An 11454-nucleotide genomic window follows, 5' to 3' on the forward strand; every position below is an offset into this window, starting at 1 on the left:
GAGTGAGTATAGTTGTATGGACAATGGGGCTATGTTGCAATCTCATTTATCATAGGGATTGCAATTGCCTTTTCCACTTCAGTTGTATTGCTGACTTGTTGTCTCGTTTTGTATGTTTTCTATTGTTTATATCGTACTTCGCGTAAAACCTTCTTTTTTTGTATGTTAGCGTGTTTTAGTGGTGCTATGTACACTACTTATATTCAAGAGCAAAACAAGCCTCTAGGAGAACCTTACGAAGTTACAAGGGGGGTAATACAAAATACACCTCTTATTAACGGGGATCGCCTAACATTTCAAGTTGAAGATCAGAATAAAAATATAGTGCAGTTAAGTTACAAAATTAAATCGGCCTTGGAAAAGAAACAACTGCGACAATTACATGCAGGAGTATCATGTGTATTCGAAGGTGAGAGGAAAGAACCACCAATAGCTCGGAATTTTCATGGTTTTAATTATCGTGATTATTTGTATAAGCAAAATATTCATTTCATATTGGAGGCTACATATATTTCTGAATGCCAAAAAACTTCGTTGTCACTCGTGCAATGGATTCTTCTTTTGAGACAGCAAGCAATCTCGGGCGTTACAGAAATGTTTCCGGAGCAATCAGGTGCATTTATGAATGCATTAGTATTTGGTGATAGACAACAAATGACATTTGAAGTTGAAGAGCAATATCAGCAATTTGGTCTTGTACATTTGTTGGCGATTTCAGGATCGCATATCGTATTGTTAATGGTGATTGTGTATTTTATTTTACTAAGAAGTGGTGTGACGAGGGAGGTAGTGACAATATGTCTGATCTTTTGCATTCCTCTATATATGATTTTAGCAGGAGCGTCACCGTCTGTTATAAGAGCTTCTATAACAGGAGTTTTGATGTTGATTGCTTTCATATGTTCTATTCGTTTATCCAGCTTAGATGCTTTAAGTGTTACAGCTATATGCATGCTTATATTTGATCCGTATCTTGTTTTTAATATTGGCTTTCAGTTTTCGTTCGTTGGTAGTTTCGCTTTGCTTTTGTCAGCCCCGCTTTTACTAGATAGTAGTAATGGAGTAATTCGAAATTCCATTTATATTTCTCTTATTTCACAACTCGTTAGTACTCCGATTTTGTTATATCACTTCGGTTATTTTTCTCCATATAGTATTTTTCTTAATATCCTATACGTTCCGTTTTTATCTCTCATTGTATTGCCGTGTAGTATTATCGTTTTGGTATGTATACCGATCGTCCCGTTTCTTGCAAAAGGACTTGCGAATGTACTATCAATAGGTTTGAATTTTTCTAATGATTTTCTAAGTTATTGTGAAAGTTTACCATTTATCCGCCTTGTTTTCGGGCAAACGCCTATACTTCTTGTAGCTCTATATTGCGCGAGTATTGTTAGTATATTGATGATTTGGGAAAGGCGGGTGTCGAAGGAAATTATGTTCATAGCTTCAGGTATATTTCTTTTTGTTTGTACATGTCATTATTTATATCCGTATTTTCGAGAAAGTGGGAGTGTTACATTTCTTGATGTTGGACAGGGAGACGCAATATTAATTCGCCTCCCGTACGATAAAGAGATTTACCTCATTGATACTGGTGGCACAATGCGTGTAAATAAGGAAGAATGGCAGCGGAAAAAGCATGAATTTTCTGTTGGAAATGATATTTTAATCCCTTATTTACAAAAGGAAGGTATTAAAACCATCGATAAATTAATCGTAACGCATGGAGATGCGGATCATATAGGTGCTGCGCAAGAGTTATTATCGAATATAATTGTAAAAGAAGTTGTATTTGGCCGAAAGGAACAAGATGCGGTATTAGAAAAAGTATTAAAGAAACAGGCATTAGAAAAGGAAGTGAAAATAAGTGAAGTGGGGGAAGGAGAGAATTGGAGTGTAAATGAAGCGGAATTTTTTGTGTTAGCTCCAACAGGAAAAGCAAGAAGTGAAAATAACGCTTCAATTGTAATATGGGCAAAATTAGGAGGGTTAACGTGGCTGTTTACAGGTGATTTAGAAGAAGAAGGAGAGAAGTTTTTAATAGCTACGTATCCAGATTTACGGGCGGATGTTTTAAAGGTTGCTCATCATGGGAGTAATACGTCATCTATAGCGCCTTTTTTGAGCGCTGTACAGCCTGATGTAGCGATTATTTCTGTCGGTGAGCGTAATAGGTATGGGCATCCTCATAAGGAAGTTATAGAGCGTTTTGAGAAGATGGGAATTGAAATATGGCGTACGGATAAGCAAGGCGCTATTTCCTATGTTTTTAAAGAGGAACACGGAACCTTTCGTAGTAAAATCACATATGATGAAACACATAATAGATAAAAAAGAAGACTGCCAGTAGGCAGCAGTCTTTAAGAACCGATAAATTTAATAACAGTTGCAATGATGAAAAGTGTTGCGAAAAAACCAAATGAGACGATAAATCCTACCCCTGAATCAATAGCGTCATTGCGTTTACTTTGAACGTTTTGTTCAAAATCATTCATTTAGAATCCCTCCCCAACATTCCACTTTAGTATAAAATATTGTCAGAAAAAAATCTACAATTTCCAGTGTGAAGAGAAATCGAGCGTTTTTACTACTTTTAGATCATTAAGGAACGTGAGTTTTTTGTTTCCAAGCATGTTAACAGTTGGCACTTATACTCGAATTTTTATTGTGAATAATAAAGGGAAGGTGATTACCGCACACCAATAAGAAACCCGGGGCTTATTGCGTGGCGTTTAATATAAATAAAGGAACGGGTTATAAAGCCTGTTCCTTTGTACTTGTAAAACGAAAGCTAGGGCATTAGTATAAATATATATTGCCAAGTTAGGGAGTAGGAAAAAGTATGAGTGATATACATAAAAAGATTAAAAAGAAGCAGTTTGCTCCAGTGTATTTACTGTATGGAACGGAAGCGTTTTTTATAAATGAAACGATAAAGCTTATTACAACAGAAGCGCTTGAAGAGGAAGATCGCGAGTTTAATGTTGTGACATATGATTTAGAAGAAGCGTATTTAGAAGATGTTGTTGAGGATGCACGTACACTTCCTTTTTTTGGGGAACGTAAAGTGATAGTAATAAAATCACCACTATTTTTAACTTCACAAAAAGAAAAATTAGAGCAAAATATAAAAATTTTAGAAGAATATATTGGAGAGCCTTCTCCATTTTCTATTCTTGTTTTTGTTGCGCCTTACGAAAAACTTGATGAACGAAAAAAAATTACAAAACTATTAAAGAAAACAGCGGACGTAGTAGAAGCGAATGCGATGCAAGTGCAGGATGTTCAGAAGTGGATTGTTGCTCGTGCAGATGAAGTGCATGTGCATATAGATAATGCAGCTGTTAGTTTGTTGTTAGAGCTTGTGGGAAGTAATGTAACGATGTTGGCGAAGGAAATGGACAAGTTAACGTTATACGTCGGTATGGGCGGAGAGATTACACCGAAACTTGTTGCAGAGCTTGTGCCAAAATCGGTTGAACAAAATGTGTTTGCTTTGACAGAAAGAGTGGTAAAAAAAGATATCGCGGGTGCGATGCAAATTTTGGATGGATTATTTACGCAGCAAGAGGAACCGATTAAACTGCTTGCGTTATTAGTAAGTCAATTCCGCTTGCTCTATCAAGTGAAAGAGTTACAGCAGCGTGGTTATGGACAAAATCAAATTGCGTCTCATATTGGTGTGCATCCATATCGTGTAAAGTTAGCGATGAATCAAACGAAGTTTTTCTCTTTTGAAGAATTAAAAAAAGTGATTATAGAATTAGCGGAAGCTGATTATAGTATGAAGACTGGAAAAATGGATAAGAAACTTGTGCTTGAGTTTTTCTTAATGCGGTTAAATCATATGTGATGAAACAAAAAGTTCACGTGCTAAGCACGTGAACTTTTTGTATATAAAAAAACGATCCAAATGGATCGTTTTTTAAACGCCTTACGCGTTTACTTGTTTCGCTAAGCGAGATTTTTGACGAGCTGCAGCGTTTTGGTGGATAAGACCTTTACGAGCTGCTTTGTCAAGTTTTTTAGAAGCAGTTTTGAAAGCTTCTTTAGCATTTTCAAGATCGTTATTAGTAACTAAAGCTTCTACAGTTTTAACAGCAGAACGCATGTCAGACTTGATAGAAGCGTTATGTGAACGACGCTCTTCGCTAAGTTTAGCGCGTTTGATAGCAGATTTGATGTTTGCCATACTTTTCACCTCCCTGGTGCAATCGAATGACTCGATTCTTAACATAGAACAAGTGATATTCTATCAAACGGTGAAGAGAATTGCAATAGTATATCAATGAAATTTCACGTAAAGGAAAGAATGACCTTATATAACTTTGGGAAATCTAACGATATTTACTATGAATTACGGAGGAGATACGATGAAAGAACCATTAGATTTAAGTAAATATAGTGTTAGAACTGACCTTGCTGTAGAGGCACATCAAATGCTGCAAGAGAGTCAAGAAGAGCAAAAAGGGATGCAAGGAGTTATTGTAAAAGAGAGGGAAGAAGAAGGTATTACGATTACAAAAGTAACGATTGATGAAGTTGCCTCTGAATCGATGGGTAAAAAACCTGGGAGTTATTTAACGCTTGAAGTACAAGGTATACGTCAACAAGATACGGAACTGCAACAAAAAGTAGAGCGCATTTTTGCAAAAGAATTTTCTTATTTCTTAGAAGAGGTTGGCGTTACGAAAGAAGCGAGTTGTTTAATTGTTGGTCTTGGGAATTGGAATGTAACGCCAGATGCGCTTGGACCGATCGTTGTAGAAAATGTATTGGTAACGAGACATTTGTTTCAATTGCAGCCTGAAAGTGTAGAAGAAGGGTTTAGGCCTGTTAGTGCAATTCGGCCGGGGGTAATGGGAATTACAGGAATCGAAACGAGCGATGTCATTTATGGAATCATTGAGAAGACGAAGCCAGACTTTGTCATTGCAATTGATGCATTAGCTGCCCGCTCTATTGAACGAGTAAATAGTACGATACAAATTTCTGATACGGGAATTCATCCTGGATCAGGTGTTGGGAATAAGCGTAAGGAACTCAGTAAAGAAACATTGGGTATTCCTGTTATCGCAATTGGTGTTCCGACTGTGGTTGATGCCGTTTCGATTACAAGCGATACAATTGATTTTATTTTGAAACATTTTGGACGGGAGATGAAAGAAGGAAACAAACCTGCCCGTTCTCTGTTACCAGCTGGTTTTACATTTGGAGAAAAGAAAAAATTAACAGAAGAAGATATGCCGGATGATAAGAGTCGGAATATGTTTTTAGGTGCTGTAGGTACATTGGAAGATGAAGAGAAGAGAAAATTAATTTATGAAGTGTTATCTCCTCTTGGCCATAATTTAATGGTGACTCCGAAAGAAGTGGATGCTTTCATAGAGGATATGGCAAATGTAATAGCGAGTGGTTTAAATGCAGCCTTGCATCATCAAATTGACCAAGATAATACAGGAGCGTATACACATTGATGGGAAGAGACGATAATCGTTTAAGCCATTTTTCGCTATTATGTATATGTAGTGCGGCCTTATGTTTACTTATGATAATAGCAGGGGTGGCACTTGCTAATCATGGTTTAAAAAGTATGAAAGGTTATCAGCAAATGTCGTATGAACAAATAGCTCATATGACAGGGACAGAGGGTGCGGGTGCTGAATCAGCAATTTTGGGAAGTTCGTTTTCCGTTACTGAAAAACAAAAACAATTAGAAAGCTTAAAAAGCTTTAATGTTGTAGAAGGAATTGGTATGGCAATAGCAAGTGCTACTTATGAAGTAACAAAGTTTGGAACGGATATAGTTGTTGGGAAAGTGAAAGAGATTTTTAGTTAAGGGTAGCAGGAGGAACGGTTGTCTTACCATTTTGTACGACAGCCGTTTTTTAATTTGAAAAAGGTTTGTCTCTTATGGTTTGTTCGCATAAGATATAGATAGAATGATTTGTATTGTAAGCAGCACGAGTTTTCATTGAATCTTTGCTGCTCTATTGATATAATCAGTGCTAGTGTATATTGGCGAGACTATTAGGAGTTGAGAACATAGATGAACAAAGAAGAAAGAGCAAAAAGACAGTCTAAAATCCGTAATTTCTCTATCATTGCTCATATTGACCACGGAAAATCAACGTTAGCAGACCGTATTTTAGAGAAAACAAACGCGTTAACACAACGTGAAATGAAAGCTCAATTGCTTGACTCTATGGATTTAGAGCGTGAGCGTGGTATTACAATTAAATTAAATGCAGTACAATTAACGTATAAAGCAAAAGACGGTGAAGAGTATATTCTTCACTTAATTGATACACCAGGACACGTCGACTTTACGTACGAAGTATCTCGTAGTTTAGCGGCTTGTGAAGGTGCAATTCTTGTAGTGGATGCAGCGCAAGGTATTGAGGCGCAAACATTAGCGAATGTATATTTAGCGCTTGATAATAATTTGGAAATATTACCAGTTATTAATAAAATCGACTTACCAAGTGCAGACCCAGAACGTGTACGTCAAGAGGTAGAAGATGTAATTGGTTTAGATGCATCAGAAGCTGTACTTGCTTCAGCGAAAGCTGGTATTGGTATTGAAGATATTTTAGAACAAATCGTTGAAAAAGTACCAGCACCAACAGGTGATTCTGAAGAACCGTTACAATGTATGATTTTCGATTCTTTATATGATCCGTACCGCGGTGTAATTGCATATATCCGTGTTGTAAATGGAACGGTAAAAGTTGGCGATAAAGTACGTATGATGGCAACTGGAAAAGAATTTGAAGTAACAGAAGTAGGTGTGTTTACACCGAAAACAACGCAACGTGACGAGTTAACAGTAGGTGATGTAGGGTTCTTAGCGGCATCTATTAAAAACGTAGGTGATACACGCGTAGGTGATACAATTACACATGCAAAACGTCCGGCTACAGAGGCGTTAGCGGGTTATCGTAAATTAAACCCAATGGTATTCTGTGGTTTATATCCAATCGATTCTGCACGTTACAACGACTTACGTGATGCGTTAGAAAAATTAGAGTTAAACGATTCTGCTCTTGAGTTTGAACCAGAAACATCTCAAGCGCTAGGATTTGGTTTCCGTTGTGGTTTCTTAGGACTTCTTCACATGGAAATCATTCAAGAACGTATTGAACGTGAATTTAAAATTGATTTAATTACAACAGCGCCAAGCGTTATTTATAAAGTTTATTTAACAAGCGGTGAAGATGTTATTGTTGATAACCCATCTAATATGCCGGATCCACAGTCTATCGATCGTGTAGAAGAGCCGTTTGTGAAGGCGTCAATTATGGTTCCGAATGACTATGTGGGAGCTGTAATGGAAATTTGCCAAGGTAAACGTGGAACGTTTATTGATATGCAATATTTAGATGAAACACGTGTTACACTAACATACGAAATTCCTTTATCAGAGATCGTATATGACTTCTTCGATCAGTTGAAATCAAATACGAAAGGATATGCATCGTTTGACTACGAGTTAATCGGTTATAAACCGTCGAAACTTGTGAAGATGGATATTCTTTTAAATAATGAACAAGTCGATGCTCTATCATTTATCGTACACCGTGATTCAGCGTATGACCGTGGTAAAGTAATCGTAGAGAAGTTAAAAGAATTAATTCCAAGACAACAGTTCGAAGTACCAATTCAGGCGACTATCGGAAACAAGGTTGTAGCACGTTCTACAATTAAGGCGATGCGTAAAAACGTACTTGCGAAATGTTACGGTGGTGACATTTCTCGTAAGCGTAAACTTCTTGATAAGCAAAAAGAAGGTAAAAAACGTATGAAGTCTGTTGGTTCTGTAGAAGTACCGCAAGAAGCATTCATGGCTGTACTGAAAATGGATGATAACTAATAATTAATTGTTATTTCGTACGAATTGAGATAAAAAGAGAAGTCGTTTATACGGCTTCTTTTTTATGTATAATTACTTTTTAGACAACGTAGCTTCTCTCATTTACAATAGTGAGGTGGCTATATTTATGAATGATTGATATAGAGTTAGGAGACTATTAATGTCCGAAAATATTCGAAAAGATATTCACGAGAAAATACAAAATGGCAATTTTAATTGTGAAAAGGAATTGACGCTTTCTATTATTAGCGGGAAGTGGAAAGTTGTGATACTGTGGCATCTTGGTGTGGAAGGGCCTCATCGTTTTAGTGAATTGCAACGATTATTCCCAAGCATTTCTCATAAAGTTTTGTCGAACCAATTAAAAGAGTTAATGGAAGATGGGATTGTTGACCGAACAGTATACCCAGAAGTTCCTCCGCGAGTAGAGTATTATATGACGGAATTAGGCATGTCGCTTTTACCGATCGTTGAAATGATGTATGATTGGGGAAAAATGCGAATGGAACAAATTCGTAATACGTTAGAGAAGTGAAGATTCCTCCGGAGTGCGGAGGTTTTCTTTTTAGAAAGGTAGGAGTTATATTTGGTGCAAGCTGCATATATTCATATTCCATTTTGTCAGCATATTTGTCACTATTGTGATTTTAATAAAGTGTTTATTGAACGCCAACCGGTCGATCAATATTTAGAGTATTTAGAGAAAGAAATAATAAATACAGTTCAAAAAGTACCGTTTGATAGTATGAAAACGATTTTTGTTGGTGGAGGAACTCCGACAGCATTAAATATGGAACAGACAAAAAAGTTACTAGATATTATAAACCGTCGCTTACGTCCGTTTGCTCCAAATTGTGAATTAACATTTGAAGCGAATCCAGGTGATTTACCGAAAGAGAAGTTAAATGTATTGCTAGAAGGTGGAGTGAACCGAATTAGTTTTGGCGTGCAAACATTTCGGGATGAGTTGCTTGAGAAAATTGGGCGTAAGCATACGAGGGAAGATGCATTTGTAGCAATTAGAGAAGCGCAGGAAGTGGGCTTTAAAAATATAAATGTAGATATTATTTATGCTCTGCCAGGGCAGACGATAGAAGATGTAAAAGAAACATTAGACATTGCTTTTACGCTTGGTGTACAACATTTCTCGGCATATTCATTAATTGTGGAACCGAAAACTGTGTTTTATAACTTAATGAATAAAGGGAAATTAAGACTTCCAGGTGAAGATCATGAAGCGAAAATGTATGAAATGGTAATGGATGAAATGGAGAAACACGGCTATACCCAGTATGAAATTAGCAATTTCTCAAAAGGTGATAATGAAAGTAGACACAATCTCACATACTGGAATAATGAGGAGTATTATGGATTTGGAGCTGGAGCGCATAGTTATGTAAATGGAGAACGTATCCAAAATGTAGGGCCGCTCAAGCAATATTTCAATAAAATTGATGAAACTGGATTTCCGTATTTAGATGTTCACGCGGTGACGGAGAAAGAAAGAATGGAAGAAGAGTTGTTCTTAGGTCTTCGAAAAACAAAAGGTGTATCTAAAGTAGCGTTTCAAAGGAAATTTAATATGGAGATGGATCAAGTTTTCGCGAAGCAGTTGCAAAAAAATCAAGAACAAGGATTGCTTGAAGAGAAAGATAGATATGTTCGTTTAACACGAAAAGGAAAATTATTAGGGAATGAAGTATTCCAATCGTTTTTGATTGACTAATTAAATGTTCCATAAACGTGAAAAAGTTTCATTATTTCGTGACGTTTCCGTTGACAATTGAATGTCAATTTTGGTAAGTTATTAATAGATTTAGCACTCGAAGACAAAGAGTGCTAACAGAGGTGATGATGAGATGCTTACGGAACGTCAGCTCTTAATTTTACAAACAATTATTGATGACTTTATTGGATCAGCGCAACCTGTTGGGTCGAGGACGTTGGCTAAGAAAGATGAAATTACGTTTAGTTCAGCTACTATTCGAAATGAAATGGCTGATTTAGAGGAACTAGGGTTTATTGAGAAAACGCATAGTTCTTCAGGACGTGTTCCTTCTGAAAAAGGATATCGTTTTTATGTAGACCATCTTTTAGCGCCGCAAAACTTACCGAACGATGAAATTGTACAAATTAAAGATTTATTTGCTGAAAGAATTTTTGAAGCGGAAAAGATTGCACAGCAATCGGCTCAAATTTTATCAGAGCTTACGAATTATACGGCCATTGTTCTTGGACCGAAGTTAAGCACAAATAAACTTAAAAACGTACAAATTGTACCGCTTGATCGTCAAACTGCAGTCGCTATTATTGTAACGGATACAGGGCATGTACAAAGCAAAACGATTACCGTTCCGGAATCTGTTGATTTATCAGATTTAGAAAAAATGGTTAATATTTTAAATGAAAAGCTATCGGGTGTACCAATGGTAGAACTGCATAACAAAATCTTTAAAGAGATTGTTACAGTTTTACGTGGATATGTTCATAATTACGATAGTGCAATAAAAATGTTAGATGGTACATTTCAAGTTCCTTTATCGGAAAAGATATACTTTGGAGGTAAAGCAAATATGCTTTCGCAACCAGAGTTCCATGACATTCACAAAGTAAGATCCTTGTTGACGATGATTGATAATGAAGCTGAGTTTTATGACATTTTGCGTCATAAACAAGTAGGTATTCAAGTGAACATTGGTAGGGAAAACTCTGCGACAGCCATGGAAGATTGTAGTTTAATTTCTGCAACATATTCGATTGGAGAAGAACAGCTTGGAACAATTGCTATTTTAGGTCCGACAAGAATGCAATACTCTCGGGTAATTAGTTTGTTACAGTTATTTACGAGACAATTTACTGATGGGCTTAAAAAGTAAATGAGAGTAATACATTCGCTCAAGTAATGAAATTTTCATTGCTGTGTGTAATATATAATGCTTAGGTAATTGTGTTCAGCATAATACCTAATACCTTTTAAGGAGGTGAATATTGTGGAAGAGCGTAACGAACAAGTGGTAGAAGAAGTAAAAGAAGCGCAAGTTGAAGAAGCTGTCACGACAGAAAACAGTGAAAAAACTGTAGAAGAAAAAAGTGAGGCTGCTCTTTTACAAGAAAAAGTAGATGAGTTACAAGCGAAGCTAACGGAAACGGAAGGTCGCACATTACGTCTACAAGCTGATTTTGAAAATTATAAGCGTCGTGTCCAAATGGATAAACAGGCTGCTGAAAAATATAGAGCACAAAGTCTAGTTTCAGATATTGTGCCAGCTCTTGATAATTTTGAAAGAGCGATGCAAGTGGAAGCGACTGATGAGCAAACGAAATCCTTGTTACAAGGTATGGAAATGGTGCATCGTCAATTGCTAGAAGCGTTGACTAAAGAAGGTGTTGAAGCGATTGAAGCTGTTGGTAAACAGTTTGATCCTAATGAACACCAAGCTATTATGCAAGTGGAAGATAGTGAATTTGAATCAAACGCGGTAGTTGAAGAATTCCAAAAAGGTTATAAACTAAAAGACCGTGTGATTCGCCCATCAATGGTAAAAGTAAATCAATAATTTACATAAAAGTAGGAGGAT

At 36.6% G+C, this 11454-nt stretch carries 11 protein-coding genes; 9 read left to right on the forward strand and 2 right to left on the reverse strand.

What is annotated here, in order from left to right; translation table 11 throughout:
* The first annotated feature begins 12 nt into the window (after window positions 1-12).
* Window positions 13-2334 (forward strand): DNA internalization-related competence protein ComEC/Rec2, encoded by a 2322-nt coding sequence (locus tag DN393_RS07315; protein WP_088048094.1) that lies wholly within the window; start codon window positions 13-15, stop codon window positions 2332-2334.
* A 29-nt stretch (window positions 2335-2363) separates the two neighbouring features.
* On the opposite strand, the gene DN393_RS07320 is transcribed toward DN393_RS07315, so the two are convergent.
* Window positions 2364-2498, reverse strand: coding sequence for a YqzM family protein (locus DN393_RS07320; protein ID WP_000997609.1), 135 nt, complete (start codon window positions 2496-2498; stop codon window positions 2364-2366).
* 347 nt (window positions 2499-2845) lie between these two features.
* Between DN393_RS07320 and holA the strand changes: the two genes are divergently transcribed.
* A complete protein-coding gene (gene holA, locus DN393_RS07325) occupies window positions 2846-3856 on the forward strand; it encodes a DNA polymerase III subunit delta (RefSeq protein WP_064474762.1) in 1011 nt (336 codons plus the stop codon).
* An 81-nt stretch (window positions 3857-3937) separates the two neighbouring features.
* Here holA and rpsT read toward each other — a convergent pair whose 3' ends face one another.
* Window positions 3938-4195 carry a 30S ribosomal protein S20 gene (gene rpsT / locus DN393_RS07330; protein ID WP_001274014.1) on the reverse strand — a complete coding sequence of 86 codons (258 nt, stop codon included), beginning with the start codon at window positions 4193-4195 and terminating at the stop codon, window positions 3938-3940.
* A 181-nt stretch (window positions 4196-4376) separates the two neighbouring features.
* Here rpsT and gpr point away from each other — a divergent pair, with 181 nt between their 5' ends.
* The 7 genes from gpr (at window position 4377) to grpE (ending at window position 11433) form a co-directional block, all read left to right on the forward strand.
* On the forward strand, window positions 4377-5480 hold the full coding sequence (gene gpr, locus DN393_RS07335) for a GPR endopeptidase (protein ID WP_149173393.1): 1104 nt from the start codon (window positions 4377-4379) through the stop codon (window positions 5478-5480).
* The gene (locus DN393_RS07340; protein ID WP_081257180.1) at window positions 5477-5842 is read left to right on the forward strand and encodes a YqxA family protein; all 366 of its coding nucleotides are present in this window, start codon (window positions 5477-5479) and stop codon (window positions 5840-5842) included. Before gpr ends, DN393_RS07340 begins: the two co-directional genes overlap by 4 nt.
* 210 nt (window positions 5843-6052) lie before the next feature.
* On the forward strand, window positions 6053-7876 hold the full coding sequence (gene lepA / locus DN393_RS07345; protein ID WP_064474765.1) for an elongation factor 4: 1824 nt from the start codon (window positions 6053-6055) through the stop codon (window positions 7874-7876).
* 160 nt (window positions 7877-8036) lie between these two features.
* Window positions 8037-8411, forward strand: a complete 375-nt coding sequence (locus tag DN393_RS07350; protein ID WP_088048095.1) for a winged helix-turn-helix transcriptional regulator — start codon at window positions 8037-8039, stop codon at window positions 8409-8411.
* Window positions 8412-8462: 51 nt separating this feature from the next.
* Window positions 8463-9602, forward strand: a complete 1140-nt coding sequence (gene hemW, locus DN393_RS07355) for a radical SAM family heme chaperone HemW (protein WP_088048096.1) — start codon at window positions 8463-8465, stop codon at window positions 9600-9602.
* A gap of 133 nt (window positions 9603-9735) precedes the next feature.
* The gene (gene hrcA / locus DN393_RS07360) at window positions 9736-10752 is read left to right on the forward strand and encodes a heat-inducible transcriptional repressor HrcA (RefSeq protein ID WP_064474768.1); all 1017 of its coding nucleotides are present in this window, start codon (window positions 9736-9738) and stop codon (window positions 10750-10752) included.
* Between the two features lie 114 nt (window positions 10753-10866).
* Window positions 10867-11433, forward strand: coding sequence for a nucleotide exchange factor GrpE (gene grpE / locus DN393_RS07365; protein ID WP_088048097.1), 567 nt, complete (start codon window positions 10867-10869; stop codon window positions 11431-11433).
* Window positions 11434-11454: the final 21 nt, after the last annotated feature.

This window comes from Bacillus sp. BPN334, assembly GCF_008368885.1.
GTDB classification, from domain to species: domain Bacteria; phylum Bacillota; class Bacilli; order Bacillales; family Bacillaceae_G; genus Bacillus_A; species Bacillus_A wiedmannii.